The organism is Aeromonas enterica, from assembly GCF_054052465.1.
Genome location: NZ_JBSTYL010000002.1, coordinates 80,805 through 98,861, shown reverse-complemented (window position 1 = coordinate 98,861; position 18,057 = coordinate 80,805). Strand labels below are relative to the sequence as shown.

The 18,057-nt window shown below is 56.8% G+C and carries 19 protein-coding genes; 12 read left to right on the top strand and 7 right to left on the bottom strand.

Annotated elements, in window-relative coordinates:
• Positions 1–73: 73 nt before the first annotated feature.
• Complete coding sequence (locus ACW5XD_RS02655) at positions 74–802, bottom strand: FFLEELY motif protein (protein WP_456493500.1); 729 nt, start codon at positions 800–802, stop codon at positions 74–76.
• Between the two features lie 203 nt (positions 803–1,005).
• On the opposite strand from ACW5XD_RS02655, the gene ACW5XD_RS02650 reads away from it, so the two are divergent.
• Positions 1,006–1,383 carry a polyhydroxyalkanoic acid system family protein gene (locus tag ACW5XD_RS02650; protein ID WP_456493499.1) on the top strand — a complete coding sequence of 126 codons (378 nt, stop codon included), beginning with the start codon at positions 1,006–1,008 and terminating at the stop codon, positions 1,381–1,383.
• Between the two features lie 303 nt (positions 1,384–1,686).
• Positions 1,687–3,114, top strand: coding sequence for a WS/DGAT/MGAT family O-acyltransferase (locus ACW5XD_RS02645; protein WP_456493498.1), 1,428 nt, complete (start codon positions 1,687–1,689; stop codon positions 3,112–3,114).
• An 80-nt stretch (positions 3,115–3,194) separates the two neighbouring features.
• Here ACW5XD_RS02645 and ACW5XD_RS02640 read toward each other — a convergent pair whose 3' ends face one another.
• The 4 genes from ACW5XD_RS02640 to ACW5XD_RS02625 form a co-directional block, all read right to left on the bottom strand.
• A complete protein-coding gene (locus ACW5XD_RS02640; protein ID WP_456493497.1) occupies positions 3,195–3,995 on the bottom strand; it encodes a hypothetical protein in 801 nt (266 codons plus the stop codon).
• Between the two features lie 13 nt (positions 3,996–4,008).
• Entirely contained in the window at positions 4,009–4,677 is a 669-nt protein-coding gene (locus ACW5XD_RS02635; protein ID WP_456493496.1) for a TetR/AcrR family transcriptional regulator, read from the bottom strand.
• 1 nt (position 4,678) lies between these two features.
• Positions 4,679–5,863 (bottom strand): patatin-like phospholipase family protein, encoded by a 1,185-nt coding sequence (locus tag ACW5XD_RS02630; protein WP_456493495.1) that lies wholly within the window; start codon positions 5,861–5,863, stop codon positions 4,679–4,681.
• A gap of 93 nt (positions 5,864–5,956) precedes the next feature.
• Positions 5,957–6,529, bottom strand: coding sequence for a phasin family protein (locus ACW5XD_RS02625; protein ID WP_456493494.1), 573 nt, complete (start codon positions 6,527–6,529; stop codon positions 5,957–5,959).
• 247 nt (positions 6,530–6,776) lie between these two features.
• Between ACW5XD_RS02625 and ACW5XD_RS02620 the strand changes: the two genes are divergently transcribed.
• Positions 6,777–8,747 (top strand): SDR family oxidoreductase, encoded by a 1,971-nt coding sequence (locus ACW5XD_RS02620; RefSeq protein ID WP_456493493.1) that lies wholly within the window; start codon positions 6,777–6,779, stop codon positions 8,745–8,747.
• 36 nt (positions 8,748–8,783) lie between these two features.
• Here ACW5XD_RS02620 and ACW5XD_RS02615 read toward each other — a convergent pair whose 3' ends face one another.
• A complete protein-coding gene (locus ACW5XD_RS02615) occupies positions 8,784–9,680 on the bottom strand; it encodes an esterase/lipase family protein (RefSeq protein WP_456493492.1) in 897 nt (298 codons plus the stop codon).
• A gap of 172 nt (positions 9,681–9,852) precedes the next feature.
• Here ACW5XD_RS02615 and ACW5XD_RS02610 point away from each other — a divergent pair, with 172 nt between their 5' ends.
• The gene (locus tag ACW5XD_RS02610) at positions 9,853–10,173 is read left to right on the top strand and encodes a YebG family protein (protein ID WP_043135339.1); all 321 of its coding nucleotides are present in this window, start codon (positions 9,853–9,855) and stop codon (positions 10,171–10,173) included.
• A 292-nt stretch (positions 10,174–10,465) separates the two neighbouring features.
• Positions 10,466–11,743, top strand: coding sequence for a tyrosine-type recombinase/integrase (locus ACW5XD_RS02605; protein ID WP_456493491.1), 1,278 nt, complete (start codon positions 10,466–10,468; stop codon positions 11,741–11,743).
• Positions 11,744–12,014: 271 nt separating this feature from the next.
• On the opposite strand, the gene ACW5XD_RS02600 is transcribed toward ACW5XD_RS02605, so the two are convergent.
• The gene (locus tag ACW5XD_RS02600) at positions 12,015–12,287 is read right to left on the bottom strand and encodes a hypothetical protein (protein WP_306643523.1); all 273 of its coding nucleotides are present in this window, start codon (positions 12,285–12,287) and stop codon (positions 12,015–12,017) included.
• Positions 12,288–12,440: 153 nt separating this feature from the next.
• Here ACW5XD_RS02600 and ACW5XD_RS02595 point away from each other — a divergent pair, with 153 nt between their 5' ends.
• The 7 genes from ACW5XD_RS02595 to ACW5XD_RS02565 all read left to right on the top strand — a co-directional run bounded on the left by ACW5XD_RS02595 (position 12,441) and on the right by ACW5XD_RS02565 (position 17,974).
• The gene (locus ACW5XD_RS02595; RefSeq protein WP_456493490.1) at positions 12,441–12,677 is read left to right on the top strand and encodes a hypothetical protein; all 237 of its coding nucleotides are present in this window, start codon (positions 12,441–12,443) and stop codon (positions 12,675–12,677) included.
• Positions 12,664–14,103, top strand: a complete 1,440-nt coding sequence (locus tag ACW5XD_RS02590; RefSeq protein WP_456493745.1) for a replication initiation factor domain-containing protein — start codon at positions 12,664–12,666, stop codon at positions 14,101–14,103. Before ACW5XD_RS02595 ends, ACW5XD_RS02590 begins: the two co-directional genes overlap by 14 nt.
• Before the next feature lie 34 nt (positions 14,104–14,137).
• On the top strand, positions 14,138–14,491 hold the full coding sequence (locus ACW5XD_RS02585) for a hypothetical protein (RefSeq protein ID WP_456493489.1): 354 nt from the start codon (positions 14,138–14,140) through the stop codon (positions 14,489–14,491).
• Positions 14,492–14,794: 303 nt separating this feature from the next.
• Entirely contained in the window at positions 14,795–15,016 is a 222-nt protein-coding gene (locus ACW5XD_RS02580) for a Flexible pilin (protein ID WP_456493488.1), read from the top strand.
• Positions 15,017–15,133: 117 nt separating this feature from the next.
• Positions 15,134–16,456 carry a hypothetical protein gene (locus ACW5XD_RS02575; RefSeq protein WP_456493487.1) on the top strand — a complete coding sequence of 441 codons (1,323 nt, stop codon included), beginning with the start codon at positions 15,134–15,136 and terminating at the stop codon, positions 16,454–16,456.
• 3 nt (positions 16,457–16,459) lie between these two features.
• On the top strand, positions 16,460–16,774 hold the full coding sequence (locus tag ACW5XD_RS02570) for a DUF2523 family protein (RefSeq protein WP_456493486.1): 315 nt from the start codon (positions 16,460–16,462) through the stop codon (positions 16,772–16,774).
• Between the two features lie 3 nt (positions 16,775–16,777).
• Positions 16,778–17,974 carry a zonular occludens toxin family protein gene (locus ACW5XD_RS02565; protein ID WP_456493485.1) on the top strand — a complete coding sequence of 399 codons (1,197 nt, stop codon included), beginning with the start codon at positions 16,778–16,780 and terminating at the stop codon, positions 17,972–17,974.
• Positions 17,975–18,057: the final 83 nt, after the last annotated feature.

Below are 18,057 nucleotides of genomic sequence, written 5' to 3'. Positions count from 1 at the left end.
CACGGGTTTCCCCACCAAAACAGAAGCGGGCCGCACGGGCCCGCTTTTTTATTGCTGCATCCAGCGTCGCCTGTCAGGCCAGCACGCTGGCATCCCCGTCAAACAGCGCTTCCATGATGGCGGTTTCCCGACTGGCGATGGTTTCCAGAAACTCGTTGGCCCGCCCCATCTGATGACAGACCCGATAGCCGCGCTCGACAAACGAGAAGAGCTCGCCGAGCCCCGCCAGATGGGCCGGTCCCGAGATCAGCTTGAGGGTGGTGCCGAGGAAAGGCTTGCGGGCCAGCCTGTCCAGGGTGAGCCCCAGCTCGGTGACCAGGGTTATCTGATGGGCGCGCCGCTCGGGTTCGCCCACCTCCCGATAGGCGAGGGCATACGCCTCTGCCGTCAGCCGCTTGATGGCCCCCCTGCGGCGCAGCGCTACCACCATCAGGTAGTCGAGTTCTTCGGAGAGAGCATCGAGTTCAATTGCCTGGGCCAGCACCTTGAGGCCGGACTCCGGCAGCAATCGCTCGGCGGTAGGCATCACCCGCATCACGTCCGCATCGCGGCGGGCACAATCCCCCGGGCCATAGAGATCCGTCAGGAAGAACTGTGCGGCCGGACCATAGCGCTTGCTCTGCAGCAGATCGCCATGGGTGCGGCCCAGCCGATCCGCCTGCCACTGGCGCAAGCTGTCCCTGTCTTGTTGATCTTCCGGATGGGTACGCATCTGTTCGCGCAGGGAGGCAACCCGGTTGAGCTGGCGATAGAGTCTCCCCAGAGTGCTCTCGTCGTCGGCTATATGTATCTCTTGGGTCATATGCTGCTCTCTGGTGACTTGCATAGAATGGCCTGGCGGGTGGCATGAACCCTGACAGGGAAGCGGGGCTGCCACTCAGGTACGCCTTTGCCTGCTAGTGTAACGCGAGCAGGAATTGAGGAGAAATGCATGGAGCATTTACTCAACCGGCTTTGTTAAGTGAGTCCCAATTATGTTGCAAATGACTTTCACTTGTTTGATTCATGTGTTTAATATCAATAAATGTTGTCACCGCTCAGAGAGTTAGCATGTTTCTATACGATCCCCTTGTCGGCAGCAGCCTGTCGACCATCAAGGTCAACCGCCAGCATCCCTTGGGATTGGCGGGGGCACGGCTCGCAGCCGAAGCCATCGCGCAGGACATGAGCGAAGAGTACGAACTCGACTGTGCGTGGGAAGATGAGGAAGAGACCCGGTTGCAGTTTCGCGGCGCCGGGGTCAATGGCTTCCTCTGTCTGACTGACAACAGCCTGCAACTGGAGGTTCGCCTCGGTCTGATGCTGCTGCCGGTACGCAGCGTGCTGGAGCAGGAGATCCTCGAGTATGTCGATCATCGCCTGCCTTGCCCCAGCCAGGGATAACCCGGACCGGAAATTCAAGGTGCCTGTAATACGTTCGCTGCAATAGCTGCGAATTAGCACTTATGTATATTAATCGAACGGTATATATCCTCCGGACAACAATTAATCGGGAGGGTATCTGCGGGCTGATTATTTGTTCTGCGATGAAATGTTCACGGTACGACGGATCGTTCTGTCTTGACAGAGAAATTAATCAACGCATATTGGCACCAATATATACGACACTTTTTTGTATTTGCCATCGATAATTTTGTTTTCATGAGAAGACCGCGAACAAATAAGCGAAACGGTAGGGAAAATACCATGTCACCCTGTGAACTTATCTCCTGTGTCGATACCGCCTGGCTGCGGATGGACAGGCCCAACAATCTGATGCAGATCGTCGGCGTGCTGATGTTTGACGGTCAGCTGGACGAGACCCAACTGCGTGCCAGTCTCGAGTACACCATACGGGTACAGCCCAGGTTTCACCAAAAAGCCAGCCTGGAGGGGGGAGAGTACTACTGGCGCGACGATCCCGATTTTGATCTCGACCTGCACCTCAAGCGGGTGATCCTGCCAGGCAAGGCCGGCAAGGAGGAGCTGGAGCGGCTGGTGGCCGATTTTGCCTCCACCCCGCTCAACCACCAGCGCCCCCTGTGGGAGATGCACCTGGTGGATACCTCCCTCGGCGGGCAGGCACTGGTGGTACGTTTTCATCACGCCATGGGGGATGGCTTTTCTCTGGTACGCGCCCTGCTCACCATGATGGATGACAGCCCGACCCCAGCGCCGCGTCCGCAACCCGAGCCGGTGGCCAACGACGACAGCGACGAGGAGCACGATCCTCAAGGCAGTCGTCTGCTGCGGGCCGGGCTCAAACTGACCGGCACCCTCTGGTCCAAGTATGTCGAGGTGCTGACCCATCCCACCAAGGCGATGGATTACCTCAAGACAGGCCGGGATGTAAGCGCCGAGCTCTACACCATCGCGACCCTCTCCGACGACGCCAAGACCCGGCTGAAGGGGGAGACAGGCAGTACCAAACGGGTGGCCTGGTCTGAACAGATCCCGCTCCCTGACGTGAAGGCGGTAGGACGAGTGCTCGGCTGTTCGGTCAATGATCTGCTGATCGCCGCCACTGCCGGCGCATTTCGCCACTATCTGCTGGAGAAGGGGGACGAGGTCGATGGCGTCGAGATCCGCGCGCTGGTGCCGGTCAACATGCGCGCGCCCGACGACAAGGGCGCTCTTGGCAACCGCTTCGGGCTGGTGGCCCTGGACTTGCCCATCGACATAGCACACCCGCTGCAGCGGCTCCATGCGGTGCGGGATCGGATGCAGGCGCTCAAATCCTCCCTGCAACCGGCGGTGGTGCTGAATCTGCTGGAGGTAATGGGCATGGCCCCCAGAGCGGTGCAGCAACAGGCTATCGATATACTGTCGGCCAAGGCCAGCGCCGTCATCACCAATGTGCCTGGTCCCCAGCAGACCCTCTATCTGGCCGGTGCCCGCCTGCGCCAACCCCTGTTCTGGGTGCCTCAGGCCGGTGACATCGGAGTCGGCGTCTCCATCCTCTCCTATGACAACAAGGTGCAACTCGGCCTCATCACCGACAAGAAGCGGGTGCCGGATCCCGATCTCATTGCCCTGCGCTTCGCCGTGGAGTTCGAACAATTGCTGCTGCTGGTGCTGATGGAGCCGGACTTGCTCTACGATCCCGAGATGCTGGATCAGCTGCTGCACGGCTGAGTTGTTCCGGCACGCTGCCCAACATGAAACAAAGAGGCCAACCCCGGGGTTGGCCTCTCTCATTGCGCAATACCGCCGGACTATTCGTCTTCCAGCTCCTCACGGGCGGCTTCCACATCGAGTCGCTCCATGGCATCCACGGGCTCGCACTCTGCGGCCTCACCGTAGAGCGCCTCGGCGGCCGCCATTTTGCTCTTGCCATGCATCATCACCATGGCATTTGCGTACTCCACCCGGGCGATGGCGGAGTGAGGAATGATGGCCAGCGCCGCCTTGAAGTGGCGATCGGCCTCCTCCTTCTTGGCGCCATAGGTGATGCCACCTATCATGGCCCCCAGCTTGTCGATGATCTCCGCATGCCAGGCGCCGAAGGCAATGTGCGCTTCCGCATGTTCAGGCGCCAGGGCCAGCGCCTTCTCCAGGCTGCTCTTTATCTTGTCGCCTATGCCGATGGAGAGCGCCTTGGAGACCGAGATCACCTGGCTGTAACGACCCAGCGACAGGGCGTGAAAATACCAGGCGTTGGCATTGTCGGGCTGACGCTTTTGCAGTTTTTCGGCGTTGGCGGCGGCCAGCTCGAACGCCTCCCGCTTGGCGTACTTGTCCTCCAGCAGGTAGCTGGCGTGGATCACCAGCGCCTTGTTCACCACGTTGAGGCCGTCTTCACCAGCCTCAACTCCCAGCATCACCGCCTGACCGAAGTCGCCGGCATGGTAGGCACGCCAGGCCGCCTGCACCTGTTTGTCGGCAGGCCAGGGCTCGGCATCCCCCTGATGCAGGCGGGCCCAATGTTGCTTGAGTCCTGCCCCCGCGTAGTCATAGGCCGCTTCCGGCCAGGGGAACGGGGTGAAATCGGACAATTTGGGTTGTGAAGTGGTCATGTTGTTCTCCCTGTTAAAAATCGGAATCCTGTTCGCTCGTCGCAAGGGACGGGCGGTAATGCATGGCAATGGCATCCAGATGGGCGCGGGCATTGGGTCGCAGACGAGGGGCCACCAGCTGCATCACCTGAAACACCCCGAGGGCGATGTCGGCATCGGCCCGCGGGTGCAACGCCCGCTGATAGGAGATCCAGAAGGTCCCCACCAACGCGATATTGGCCGCCAGGGCGTCGATCTGGGCGTCGCTGCCCAGCAGCAAGCCACTGCGGGACAGGCTGTGGCAGATGGCGGCGGCTGTCTGTTCCTTGCGCCGCAGCAGGGCCGAGAAGCGCAACTCCACCTTGTGGTTGCCGCTCATCAGGGTGCTGATGTCGTAATAGAAGAAGCGGTACTTCCAGATAAGCTCGAACATCAGGTGCAAAAAGAACCAGATGTCTTCCGTCTCATCCAGCGGGGGGGCAACAGTGTCGAGCAGATGGGCCATCTCCTGTTCGAACTCGCCAAACAGGGCGTTGACTATCTCCTCCTTGTGATGAAAGTGGTAATAGAGATTGCCCGGGCTCATCTCCAGCTCGGCCGCGATGGCGGAGGTGGTAACGGTCGGCTCCCCCAGCAGGTTGAACTGGGCGAGGGCGGTGGCCAGGATCCGCTCCCGCGTCCGCCGCTTTGGTTTGCTGTCCATGCTACTCCTTCGAATGGCGACGACCCTTGCCACCATAACGGCGGGTCAGCCAGTGTTGCAACCGGGTCAGTGAGGTATCCAGCGCCGCCACCGATCCCGTCCCCGGGGTTAGCAGGGAGCGCTGCTCATCGGCCAGCGCGCCAAGATCCAGCTCGAGTCCGTGTTTGGCGAGGATGGGGCCAAGCTCGGCCCGCCGCTGCCACAGATCCCGGCGGGTATGCTGGAAGGCGTGCTCGCACAGATGGCGCCGATCCCGGTAACTGAACACATTGGTAAAGAACATCTCGCCATCGGCCGGGGAAGGCTCAAACAGCAGGGCGTCGGCCTGTGGATACTGGTGCTTGTAACGATCCATCCCCACGTGCATGCGCGAGTGGATGATGGCGCGAAAGGTCTGGGCCAGCACCACTGGCAGGCCGCTCTCCATCAAACTGGCGGGGTGCTCACTCGCCATGCCAGCATCGAATGGCACCAGCGGGTTGATGCAGAACACCAGATCGGCGCCCTCCTGCAGGGCGACCGAGGCATGCAGCGTCTTGATAAGGGCCCCGTCCACGTAGTAACGGCCGTTGATCAGCGACGGGGGAAACAGACCGGGCAGGGCGGCAGAGGCTTGCACCGCCGCCGAGATGGGCACCTGGTCCAACCCCGGACTGCCAAAGGCGACCGCGTGGCCGGTATCGAGTTCGGTGGCAATGACGAACAGACGACTCTTGAGTTCACGAAAGTCATTGCTGCGCCCCTTTCGAGAGAAGAACTGGGTCAGGATCCTGTCCACCCCGCGACTGTCAAACAAGCCGGTCGGGATCGCCTTGGACAAGCCTTGCAAGGAGCCGAGCAGGCTCTTTTGCCAAGGGGCTGAGAGGTAATCGGCCAGGCATTCCCAGACCAGTGGCGGCAAGGAGGAGATCCGCTTCGCGTATTCACCGAAGGCAGGTCGCAGCAAGGTGGAGGGATCAAAAAATTCGCCGCTGTCGTCGCTGAGCAGGATCCGCACCAGCTTGTCGGGGGAGATGCCATTGGCCAGCGCCGAGGCGATCACGGCCCCCGAGCTGACCCCCACATAGATGTCGGCCTGCTCGAAACGCAGCCCCTTGATGCTGTCGGCCAGGGCGGCGCAGGCTCCGATCTCGTAGATCCCTCCCAGAGGTCCCCCTCCGGCGAGGGCAATCGCAATCGTGCTCATGACATGGCCTCCCTTCTCAAGCAAAACCGGCCCAGCAAGAGGGCATGGGCCGGTGGGTTATGACGCAAAGCCAATCTGGCGTTGCCGTTCCAATCAGGAGAGTGCGGTCTCGCCTTTCTCCTTGACCTCTTTCACTACGCTCTCGACCTCAGTCGCCAGCGCCTTGACCTCTTCCTTCACCTTGGCGATGGGGGCGGCGGCTTTCTTCACCGGTGCCTTCTTGACAACGGGTTTCTTGGCAGCGGCAGCGGGTTTGTGTTCTGCGGCTGGCGCGTCCTCTTCATCCTGCGCATCGATGAGTTGTTGCACCACCTCGGTCAGCTCGGCCATGCGCTTGGAGAGCTTGTCGATGTCCTTGCGGGTCGGGATGCCGAGACTGGCGACGGCACGGGCCACGCGATCCTCGAACACCTGCTCCAGACGGCCCCAGGTACCGGCGGTCTTGTCCGTCATGGCAGCGATCTTCTCGTCTGCGCTCTGACGGGTACGGGTCTGCAATGCCTCGCCTTCCTGTACCAGGGCTTCGAAGATCTTGCCCCCTTCCTCTTGCGCCTTGGCATAGGCACCCAACCCCGCCAGCCAGATCTGCTGAGTGGATTCTTTGATGGTCGAGGTGAGCTGGTTGTCGGTCACCGAGCTTGCCAGCGCTTTTAATTTCTTGGCCATGATTGTTTCCTTACTGGTGAGTGGGATATAGGTAATGACAACAACCTTGGTACATTCGTTGTGGCATTACTGAGCTTTCATCCTCAGTCTATGGAGAAAAAATAGAGGGTTCTACCTAATAACGGAACAGACAGTCGTGGTAATTTTGGTCTGGGTCACGAAGATGATGTTCAAATGAATATTTCTATTTGAAGCGTGATATATCTAACAGCAACTAACAGCCCAATCAGTAAGGGAAATAAATACCATGGACTATTTCGTCACGGGGGGCAGCGGTTTCATCGGCCGCCGGCTGATTAAAAAACTGCTGCAGCGCCCGAATAGCCGGGTGCATTTCTTGATGCGCGCAGCCCATCTTGAGCGGGTACCCGCACTGCTGGCCTACTGGGGTGTCGATGCGCTGCGCGCCATTCCGGTCGTCGGCGACATGACCCACCCGCAACTCGGGGTGAGTGTGGCCGAACAGGAACCGCTCATCGGCAAGGTCGATCATTTCCTCCATCTCGCCGCCATCTATGATCTCAACGCCAAGGCGGGCATTCAACAGCAGGTCAATGCCGAGGGCACCCGTCAGGCACTGCAACTGGCCGAGCGACTCGGTGCCCGCTGTTTCCATCATTGCAGCTCCATCGCAGTGGCCGGTCTGTTCGAGGGACTGTTCAGGGAAGACATGTTCGATGAGGCCGAACACCTCGACATGCCCTATTTCCAGACCAAGCACGAGGCCGAGGGCATAGTACGCAAGGAGAGCACCATCCCCTGGCGCATCTACCGGCCCGGTATCGTCGTAGGGGATGCCAACACAGGCGAAATGGACAAGGTGGACGGCCCCTATTACTTCTTCAAGACCATCCAGAAGCTGCGTCGCCTGCTGCCACCCTGGATGCCCGCCATCGGTGTTGAAGGGGGACGCATCAATCTGGTGCCGGTCAACTTCGTGGTGGATGCCATCGATCACATTGCTCATCTGGAGGGGGAGGACAACAAGGCGTTCCATCTGACCGATTCCCACCCCATGCGGGTCGGTGACATGCTGAGCACCTTCTCCCGCGCGGCCCACGCGCCCGAGCCCGCCATTCGCATCAATGCCGCCCTGTTCAGCTTCATTCCCCGCCATCTGATGGCCATGCTGATGGCGCTGACGCCGGTGCGGCGCATTCGCGATGCGGCGATCGCCGATCTCGGCCTGCCCAAGGACATCTTCCGGCTCATCAACTATCCCACCCGCTTCGACAACCGCGAAGCCCAACGGGTGTTGAAAGGGACCGGCATCGAGGTGCCGCCGCTGCACAGCTATGCCTGGCGGCTGTGGGATTACTGGGAGCGTCACCTCGACCCCGAGCTGTTCATCGATCGCACTCTGCGAGGTCGGGTCGAGGGCAAGGTGGTGTTGATCACCGGCGCCACCTCCGGCATCGGCAAGGCCACCGCAAGAAAGCTGGCCGAGGCGGGCGCAACAGTGCTGACCATTGCCCGAGACGAGCACAAGATTGCCGAAACCCAGGCCGAGTTTGCCGAACAGGGCTTGGCCCTGCTGGTCTATCAGGGGGATCTGGCGGATCTGGCGCAGGGGGAGGCGATCACCCGGCAGATAGTGGCCGAGCACGGCGGAGTGGATATCCTCATCAACAATGCCGGCCGCTCCATCCGCCGCGCCATCGAGGACTCTTTCGAGCGCTTCCACGATCTGGAGCGCACCATGCAGCTCAACTACTTCGGCACCCTCAAGGTGATCATGGGGGTGCTGCCCACCATGATCGAGAAGAAGAAGGGCCACATCATCAACATCTCCTCCATCGGGGTGCTGACCAATGCGCCGCGCTTCTCCGCCTACGTCGCCTCCAAGTCGGCGCTCGATGCCTGGGTGCGTACCGCGGCGTCCGAGTTTGCCGACAAGGGGGTCAACTTCTCCATCATCAACATGCCTCTGGTGAAAACCCCCATGGTGGCGCCGACCAAGGTGTATGAGCAGGTGCCCATGATGACGCCGGAGGAGGCCGCCGATCTGGTGTGCGACACCATCATCAACAAGCATGTGCGGCTGGCCACCCGTCTCGGGGTATTCGGTCAAGTGATCCATGCCCTGGCGCCACGGGTAGCCCAGGTGATCATGAACACCAGCTTCCGCACCTTTTCGGATCCGAAAGAGGGCGGCGAGTCCAAGGCCTCTGCGGATCAGATGGCGGTATCGACCCTGATCAAGGGCATTCACTTCTGATTTGAGGAAGCATTCGATAAACCGGGGCCTGAGCAATCAGGCCCTTTTCGTTTGTGGTTGTGAGCGGGCAAGCAGGGTCAGCAGCAGGGCCGTGGTGCGGCGCGAATAGATGAGGGAGAGGTGGCCAAGGGCGGCGAGCTCTATGTCCTCCATGCCCTCCATCCGCTGACGGGACTGGGGCAGTACGAAGTTGTCATGGCTGGTGCGCACCGAGATGCCGGGCACGCACAGCGGCACGGCGGCGAAGCGTTGCAGCCAGCCGGAGCCCGGCTCCATCTCCCGCGCGTTGTCTCCCAGGCCAAGGGCAGCCAGCTGACTGCCCTGATGAGGGGTCGCCAGAGTGATGAGTTGTGCCACCTTGCCACCACCGGCCAGGGCCAGATAGTCACGGCACACCAGCCCGCCCATGCTGTGGCCGATCAGCACCAGCTGAGCGGCGCCGGTGGCGGCCAGCACCTCGTCGATGCGTCTGGCCAGCAGGGGCACCATATCATCGAGATGACCGAAGGGAGGCGTCAGGGTCACGGTGGCGACCACGTGGTCAGCGGCTTCCAGGCGGGCGCGCTGCAGCCGCCAGATCCCGCGACTGCAGCCGTAACCGTGTACCAGCAGCAGAGGCAGGGGAGAAGGGGTGAGCCTGTCCGGCGCCATCAGCAGTCGCTCAAACGGCAGCAGCCAGGTGAAGGTGAGCAAGTAGGCGAACATCTCCCGGATCACCATGTGCAGCCAGGCGCGCAGACCGATGGCGGGGACAGGGTAGAAGCGGGAAAAGCCCCAGGTCAGCAATACCACCAGGCAGCGCAGCCCCAGCAGCGCCAGCACCACAAACAGCAGGGAGAGCAGGGGAGAGAGACCAATGACCAGATGAGCGATGCCCCCGAGGAGCGTCACTTCAACCAGCAGCAGTATGAGCAGTTGTCTTGTGATCGTCATGAGCCCATCATCCGACTTGCGTAAAGCGGATGTCAAATGACCCTTTCATCAATGTGATAACGACCGCGTAATCGGCCAGACCACCATGATAAAAGCCGGTTGGACAGGGTTATTTGCAATACTGTATATCCGTACATATACTTGTAGTCACTATCATGAGGAGGACGCCACTATGGCCGTTGAGATCAAATATGTTGTCGTGCGTGGGGGAGTGGAGAAGATGACCTTTGCCAGCAAGAAAGAGGCGGATGCCTATGACAAGCTGCTGGATACCGCCGATGAGTTGATGACCCTGCTGGCGGGGGCTCCTGTCGCTCTCGAACCCGAACAGCAGGAGAGCCTGGCCTTCTACCTGGCCGAACAGCGTGATGTACTGCAAAACGTGCTGCGCGGTGGCAAGGGGCAGGGGAGCCCCAAAGAGGAGCCCCAAAAGACGGCAGAGAAGAGCGATGCCGACAAGCCCAAAGGGAAATCTCTCAAGAGCGTGGCCTGAGGGGCGGGGGAGAGGCGCCGGGTTGACATTATCCTCATGGAGCCTTCACCAATCATTCACATATTGAGCATTAAAAATCATTTTTACGGCTATTTGCCCCGAGGATTTTCCAACCAAGGTGCATATTCATTGAATAATGCCAACATGTTGTGCACATCGGTTGCAACGGACGATTTAACCTTACACACGCCCGGATTGTCAGTCATACCGTGATGCCGATAACCCCATTTATCGGCATCAGCTTTTGAGCGGGGCTGCCGGCCTCCATTCCATGAACCAAGCAAGCACCACCATGACCTCTATGTTACTTCCGCCCGCCATGCCGCTGTTTGATGGCCTGGCTCACCTGGAGGCGGGCAATCCCCAGGTCAATCAGTATCTGGCCAACCTCAGCCTGAACGACGTGCCCGATGCGGGTCTCGTCTACGAACTGGCGGTCGACTGGCTGCTGGAACAGCGTCACAACGAGAACAACTACAAGACCTATCGCAGCGAGTTGACGACGTTTCTGCATTGGTGTTTCAGCGAGCTGGCCATCAGCCCGAAAGATCTGACCCGGCGCATCATGATGCGCTATCTCGACTACTGCCTGGCGCCGCCAGAGCCGCTGATTGCCTACCGCAACGTGGCACAATTCATCCTCGACAAGGAGTGGGGAGAACGGCTACCCAATCCCTTGTGGCGACCCTTTCTCGGCAAACGGGAACTGGGCCGCGAGCTGCCATACCGCCTCAGCGAGCAGGCAATGAAGACCAAGCTCGCCATCCTGTCGGCCTTCTTCCAGTTTTTGATCCAGGAAGAGTACATGGATAGAAATCCGGCTCTGCTGCTGCAGCGAGTCAAGCGGCCGGTCCAGCAGGAGCCCGATGATCAGGGCCAGGCCTTCAGCGAGTTGCAATGGTCCTACGTGATGCAAGCCGCCGACCGACTGGCAACCGAATCACCGGATCAGCACGAGCGCAGCCGCTTCCTGATAAGCCTGATGTACGCCTGTTATCTGCGCATCTCCGAAGTGGCAGCCAGACCCGGTTTCACACCCGTCATGGGCCAGTTTCGCCGCGATGGAAAAACTGGCGTCTGGGGGTATTACATTCCGCGCAGCAAGGGTGGCAAGCGGCGTACAGTGGCGGTATCCCATGCCTTGCTGGAGGCCCTCGAACGCTATCGCATCTTTCTGGGATTGTCGCCATTGCCGGCACCCAATGAGCAGACGCCACTCTTTGTGCGCCACAAGGCCGCCGCACACGGCCGGGAGCAAGGCGAACTCAATGCCAATCTCGGGATCCGCCAACTGCGTGAACTTGTTTTGACGGTCATCCAGACCGCCGCGAACCTGGCTGAGCAAGACGGCTTTGCCCAGGACGCCGCCGAGATGCGCAACCTGACCCCGCATTCCATTCGCCACACCGGCATTACCCACGACATCAATCTCAACGGGCGGCCGCTATCTCATGTGCAGGCCGATGCGGGCCATGACAGCATAGACACAACCTCAAAGTATCTGCACACCGGCAACAGCGAACGCCATGAAAGTGCCAACCACAAACCGCTGGATCGGTTGCATGAATGAATAGGCAATGAGTGAGAGATAACAATCAAGATGACATGCTCAATGGCCAACCCAATAGCGAGAATCTCCGGCCTGATAAACCCGGACCTGGCACCTCGCTCAGTCCAACAAATCACAACTGCGCATAATGTGATCAGTAGTTATGTTGAACACTAGGCCCCCTGCCACAATCGAACAGGGCAGGGGGCTTTGAGGTAGGAGGGATGTGGGACAGCGTGCTGGCATCATCCAGACGCCCGAGAATGTTTAATATAACTCGTGTTATGCGAGATCAGGCGTTGCCCTTTTCCTTTGCCAATTTAAGCCATACGGCTTTAAGTTCTTGATTCTTCTCTGTCTGCGCTTCCGCTGTTGCGATGATCTCCAAAGGATCTCGCTTCAGCGCCAGCGCCAGCCTCAAGCATTTGTCTTTCCCTAGCACTTGTCCGTTTCTTACTTTCGTCATGGATTGTCTCGGCACCCCAAGGAACTTTGCAGCTGCATAGTCGCTGGGTAGATTTAGCTTTTCTTTAAGCTCATCAATGTAGCTGTCAAACCATTTCATATTTCAGTCACTTAGAGAGGGTTTGTTCGATTATCGGACATAGTAACTAGGGCAGCTACGTAACTTCATCATTAACAGTAACCTTTCACGGTTCTACAGTAACCGCGAATGGTTACTAACGGGTCTTAGGACTCACTCAATGGGGTGTTGGTTGTGGTTGATTTCTCGGCAGTAGCAAAACCAGAGCGCAATGTGTATTGGCAGGATGAGCCCACGGGCGACATTTCCGCCTGCGTTGCTGGTCAGGTTGAGTTCTTCCGCGACCTCCCCGAGCTTGCACGTTATCTCTCACATACTTACCCAGATTTCGATTTCGTACCTGTCGAAGTCACCGAGGCCACTTGGCGCGGGTTCTATGACCAAGGAGTCTTCTTTGATGACTGGTCATAGCCCCAAAACCAAGATCGATTTCCTGTCCTTCACCTTCACGCCTGAACCGCTCAAGCGCATCACCGAGCTTGCAAAGCAGGGCTGTTTGCTCAAGGCCATTCCGCGCTTTGACTCCAATGTGAAGGCTTTGCAGGCCGCCATTGGTACGCCTCCGGTTGAGGGACTGCGTTATCTGTGGGTTCGGCCACAAGGCTTTAACCCGCTGACCCGTTTCGACAAAGCCACCGAGCGCCTGTGTGCCAAAGCAGCCCCGAAGCCCTTGCCAGCCAAGGATTCCGTGCCGGTGCTCACGCCGTCCATGACCACCATGATGGAGCAGGCCTTGCACTCCGGTTACAAGTCCCGCGCCGATATTCACCGCGAGCTCAAAGCCGCCTGTACCAACCTGCTCGATTTCTCCGAGTTTGAGGTCAACCCAGACGGCAAATATTGGGACGCTTATAACGACTTGATCCACAACTACGGGGTGCAGTTTCTCGACACCCTCTGTTGTTCACAGCTGGAGATTTTCTTTGAAGAACTCAATTCGCAAATTGGTGTTCCGCTCCCTGCTCCTCGCTTTGCCGTCCGCCATCGTCGCGGGGGTCTGCACGGCTACAGCTATAGTGGTGACATTCTTATCGATGGAATTGCTTGTGGCCTTGTGGCTTGGGGAGCTGCCAACCACGGCTGCATGGTTTCCTTCACTGGAGCCGGATGTGATGGATTGGACTTTGACGCTCTTCACCGTGTCATTTCTGTGGTGCCTGGGCTCCGTATTACTCGAGTTGACCTCGCACTGGATGATTACTCAGGCTCGGTTATATCGTATCTCCGAGCAGTCGAAGCGGCGGAATTAGGCCATTTTCACCCGGCTCGCGGTATGGCTCCCAAGTGGATGGCAATTCAGGCAGGGGAGTTTATTCCCGAAGTCCACAACGCCATGGGCAAGCGCTTTGGCATGATCGCATCCTCTGGTTGCTCCTTCTATGTCGGCTCTCGCGCTAATGGCAAATGCGGCCGCATCTATGAGAAGGGTAAGCAGATGGAATCTGCCGAATATCCCGACTGGGTACGCGCCGAAGGCGAGTTACACAGTAAAGACCGGATAATCCCGCTCGATGTGCTGATAAACCCAGACCCTTATTTTGCAGGCATGTATCCCCAGTTTTCAAAATGGCTGGCTGAGGTATCAAAAGACAACATTGAGCCGGTACGTATCACCACATTTAAGAACAAGTTCAAGACCTGTCGCGATAACGCGGTTACAAATATGTCCAGAATGGCCGGTCGTCTGGTCAACTATTTAAAGAACGTGGAAGGATTGGCGAGCGATTCTATTGTGCGTCAATTAATTGGGCAGTTAGGCCCTGATGATGTACCGGTGCGGCTTTTGATGCCGCTGCCACCAGAGTTAGATGAAATACCGCTTTTCGAGCCCAACTGAACGGGCATTAATAACCCAAGTGGAGAGTAAAGATATGTCCAAAATTACTGGCGTAATGGTGCTGTGTGTCACTCACGGTGTTGGTGTTTCCCGTAAAGGGGCAACTCCCCAGCCTTATGATTTTTCCAGCCTCAAATTTCTGGTGTCTGCTACCAGCATTGACCGGCCTGAATGCAAAATCACCAACTGGGGTTTTAAGGTTAAAGAAATGCCGCTGAAAAATGACCCGGTTGTTTTGGCTAAAGTGGCGGACTGTCCCAAGCTGCAAGCCGTTACTCTGTTGCTGGAAGCTGACCCGCGCAACCCGGCCCAAAATATCGTGGCTGGCTTCGAAATTGAAGGCGGGGCCAAACAGGATGAATTCGGTTCTCTCCACAAAAAACTGTAATAACCCGGTGCCAGAGGAGGAGGAGCGAAGACGTGCAGCGACCGACGACGGGGCACCATAAACATGATCTGCGTTGATTTAACTTCCGAAGGGTACGTAAAACAGGCCCCGCCGGAAACATGCTCTTATGTGCTCTTGTCCGTTCAGGAGCACACCAAACTCGTTGATATATCCAATTGGTTTCAGTTCGATATATCAACTGTAGGACTTGCCTTTAGCTCTGGAATTGTATTGTGGGCTTTGGGTTTGAAAGTGGGCGCTGTTGCCCGGTTAATTGTTGGTGCAAAAAGAGGATAAACGAATATGAATAACTATTTCCGTAATGGCTGTATTGCTCTGGTTGGTTCTGTCGCGGCTATGAGTGCCAATGCTGCTGGCGAAGGTATTGCCGCTGCTGCCGGTGCTGCCGGTGCTGCGCTGGATTCTGCCCAGTCTGACGTCACCATCACCGCGCCCAAGGTCATGATGGTAGTCGCGACTGTGGTCGGTGTCGGCATCCTGATCAACATGACGCGCAAAGCCTAAGCCATGTCTTTGCTCATCGGGACGCTGTGGTTCCTGTTCTTTGTGGAAGGTTACAGGGCATCGTTTTCGATATGACACAAAGGCGGCTTCGGTCGCCTTTTTTATTTGGGGGGTAGTGTGCGCATTGGCTTGTTTTTACTGCTGTTTCCTTCGCTGGCGTTCGCCATTGATGGCTGTCCTGTTGGGGTGCAGCTGGGCAACGTTACTATGGCCACGTCCTTGCCGGTCTGCCTGAAGTTTGAAGCCTCTAAGCTAGGCGGCTGCCTTGTTGACTGCAAGAGCGTGTGCGTTGAGCTGCCCTTAGCCAATACCAAGGGGCCGGTCGAGACAACGGGAAGCTCCTGTAGCTGGTCTGACTCCAATGGCAGCGGGAGCGGGGATGCTGATGGCAGTGGTAACACGCCAGGTGAAGGCCCTTCCGGCACTAAGCCGATTGATGGCTGGTTCAATTTTGAACCTGTGATTGGTGATGCCACCGGAACATCTGTTTCGGGTGCTGTTGCCAAGTTAAATAAAAACCTTGGTGTTGCTCTGCGTCAGGTCGTGGATGGCACAAAACAGGATTCAGGCAATCTTAATTCCATTGCTCATAGTGCCGAGTCTTTATCTCGGGATATGAAAACAAGTCTTTATCATTTGGACAAGATTGCCACTGATATTTTCCAGACTCAAAATACAACCTCCCATATGTTGGGGCGTCTTAATACGTCTAATGAGTATTTGCAGTCAATAAACTCAAAGCTTGATAACCTTTCTTCTGGTTCTTCCGGTAGCGGTTCTAGTGGTGCATCTCCTTTCACGGCTGATATGGCGCGGGCGTTGGTTCAGAATTCATACGGCATTAACTCCAATACAACTAGCATTCATAATGATCTTTCGCCTTTATCTGGTCAGTTAAGCGGCATTATGAGCATGCAGGGCGAGGTTATTAGAAGTATTAACGGCGTTGGCGGCAATATTTCCAGCGCTCTTAATGGACTGTCTAACAATCGCCCTTGGGGTGGTCGTGAGTTTTCTATGTTGATGGATAAGCTTGATGGATTGGGCAACGGTTCGGGGGAGGGTGGTGAAGGTCTTGATTATTCTAAAATGCCCGGTTCTGAACAAAGTCCGCTGCATGTGGCAGGTGCAAAATATAGCTCAAACATCTGCAAGGGTGGGGCAGAATGTTTTTTTGACTTGGCGACTATTAATGAGCAGTACGATGAAACAAAAAACCAGCTAACCAATACCTATGGCGAAATAAAAGACCAGATGACCGACATATTCCGTTATAACTTTAACGGGTCGGCGGCGGTGCCTAAGTGCTTTGATATGTTCTCGATGTTTGGTCGTTCCTATTCTGTGTGCCCGGATGCCGATGGCTATTGGGAAATGGTGGCGGCCATCATGATGTTTATCTTTTACTTTGTTGCGCTGATGATTGTGGCTAAGAGGTGATATATGGAATGGATGGGTGATTTATTTAATGGATTTTTCAACGACATATATCAGCTTGCGGTACAGTTTGCAGCATGGATAGCTATTAAAATGGCTATCCAGTGGGTTGAATTTAAAATATTCCTGCTGACGTTCTCATGGGATGTCGCAAAGCAGATATTGATTAACTTGCAATTCAGCGACCTAATATCGGCGTCATTTAATAATCTGCCGGGTCAGATGAAAGGGATTTTATTATATTTACGTCTTGATAAAGGGATTTCAATATTGACGCAAGCCTTTATAACTCGTTTTTTGCTGAATATGTTTGAGTGGTAAGCCATGTCTATCAAGATCCATCACGGGGCGCCGGGCTCTTACAAGTCGTCAGGGGCCATTCATACCGATGTGCTCCCGGCCATCAAGACGGGGCGCCACATCGTCACCAACGTGCGCGGCTTCACGGCAGAGCGCTGTAAAGAAGTGCTGGGCAAGGAGGTGCCTGACGAATTTGAAGTGACCTATATCGAGACGGAATCCCAAGCGGGACGCGATAAGCTGGCTCGCTTCTACCACTGGGCACCCAAGGGCGTGTTCTTCCTGGTCGATGAAGTGCAGCGGGTATTTCCGCCTTCATGGCGGCAGAGCGATTTAGACCGGCTGGATTATCCCGGTGGGCCAGATGTGGCTAAAAACAATGGGCGACCGGAAACCATAGACGTGGCCTTTGATATGCACCGTCACCACAACTGGGATTTCGTGTTCACCACGCCGAACATCAAGAAGGTTCACCAGGTGATCAGGGCCGCTGCCGAAACCGCGATACGCCACACCAATATGGCGATATTGGGGATAGGTGGCCGTTACAAGACAGTCCTTCACCTGTCCGATAACTCCGGTACGTCCATGTCTGATGTGCTGCAAGCCAAGCCATTCAATAAGGTGCCCAAGTATGTTTTCAAGCTTTATGACTCGACTACAACCGGTAAGGTCTCGGATACAATTGCGGGTAGTTCGGTATTACGAGACCCTAAAGTATTGTTTTTTTTGGCGGTGTGGGGACTCTGTTTATTTTTTGGTTTCATCAAGCCTGAATATATTGATGCTCCTGCTAAGGCCGCTGCGGCCACTGCTCCGGCTGCTGGGGAGGTGGGTAGTTCGGCCCCTGCTGATGTACGTCCTAGTGGCGCTCCTGCTGCGCCTGCTGCTGGTGTCCTTGCTGTAGGGCCGTTCGCCGGGCACCAGCTTATTATCAGCTGCCACATTCTGATAAAGGATCAGCGGGGAGAGTACCGGGTCGAATATTGTTTCTCACTGCGCAAAGGGGATGATGTGCAGCCGCTCGATACCGAGGACTGGCCGGATGAACTGGTTAGGGTGGATCCAATGAGTGCATGCCATGCGGTGGTGAAGTATCAGGGCCAACCTGTGGACGTTTATTGTGACCCGGACGGGGATACCTTGCGCCGGAAATACAACGCCGCGCTCTTTGCTGGTACAAAAGGGGGAGGAGACAAGCCAAGTGATGACCGGTCATGATATTGATACCCGGACATAAATAACCACAACCGCGTCACTCGGTTCTTTATGTTAAATAGGACTCTCAAGACTACCAAGGACAG

What these genes read in the sequence shown, in the direction of transcription:
- ACW5XD_RS02590 (WP_456493745.1), top strand. Translation starts at nt 12,664, where the DNA reads ATGACTGGTCATAGCCCCAAAACCAAGATCGATTTCCTGTCCTTCACC.
- ACW5XD_RS02565 (WP_456493485.1), top strand. Translation starts at nt 16,778, where the DNA reads ATGTCTATCAAGATCCATCACGGGGCGCCGGGCTCTTACAAGTCGTCA.
- ACW5XD_RS02630 (WP_456493495.1), bottom strand. Translation starts at nt 5,863, where the DNA reads ATGAGCACGATTGCGATTGCCCTCGCCGGAGGGGGACCTCTGGGAGGG.
- ACW5XD_RS02645 (WP_456493498.1), top strand. Translation starts at nt 1,687, where the DNA reads ATGTCACCCTGTGAACTTATCTCCTGTGTCGATACCGCCTGGCTGCGG.
- ACW5XD_RS02655 (WP_456493500.1), bottom strand. Translation starts at nt 802, where the DNA reads ATGACCCAAGAGATACATATAGCCGACGACGAGAGCACTCTGGGGAGA.
- ACW5XD_RS02580 (WP_456493488.1), top strand. Translation starts at nt 14,795, where the DNA reads ATGAATAACTATTTCCGTAATGGCTGTATTGCTCTGGTTGGTTCTGTC.
- ACW5XD_RS02640 (WP_456493497.1), bottom strand. Translation starts at nt 3,995, where the DNA reads ATGACCACTTCACAACCCAAATTGTCCGATTTCACCCCGTTCCCCTGG.
- ACW5XD_RS02620 (WP_456493493.1), top strand. Translation starts at nt 6,777, where the DNA reads ATGGACTATTTCGTCACGGGGGGCAGCGGTTTCATCGGCCGCCGGCTG.
- ACW5XD_RS02570 (WP_456493486.1), top strand. Translation starts at nt 16,460, where the DNA reads ATGGAATGGATGGGTGATTTATTTAATGGATTTTTCAACGACATATAT.
- ACW5XD_RS02610 (WP_043135339.1), top strand. Translation starts at nt 9,853, where the DNA reads ATGGCCGTTGAGATCAAATATGTTGTCGTGCGTGGGGGAGTGGAGAAG.
- ACW5XD_RS02605 (WP_456493491.1), top strand. Translation starts at nt 10,466, where the DNA reads ATGACCTCTATGTTACTTCCGCCCGCCATGCCGCTGTTTGATGGCCTG.
- ACW5XD_RS02585 (WP_456493489.1), top strand. Translation starts at nt 14,138, where the DNA reads ATGTCCAAAATTACTGGCGTAATGGTGCTGTGTGTCACTCACGGTGTT.
- ACW5XD_RS02615 (WP_456493492.1), bottom strand. Translation starts at nt 9,680, where the DNA reads ATGACGATCACAAGACAACTGCTCATACTGCTGCTGGTTGAAGTGACG.
- ACW5XD_RS02625 (WP_456493494.1), bottom strand. Translation starts at nt 6,529, where the DNA reads ATGGCCAAGAAATTAAAAGCGCTGGCAAGCTCGGTGACCGACAACCAG.
- ACW5XD_RS02600 (WP_306643523.1), bottom strand. Translation starts at nt 12,287, where the DNA reads ATGAAATGGTTTGACAGCTACATTGATGAGCTTAAAGAAAAGCTAAAT.
- ACW5XD_RS02635 (WP_456493496.1), bottom strand. Translation starts at nt 4,677, where the DNA reads ATGGACAGCAAACCAAAGCGGCGGACGCGGGAGCGGATCCTGGCCACC.
- ACW5XD_RS02650 (WP_456493499.1), top strand. Translation starts at nt 1,006, where the DNA reads ATGTGTTTAATATCAATAAATGTTGTCACCGCTCAGAGAGTTAGCATG.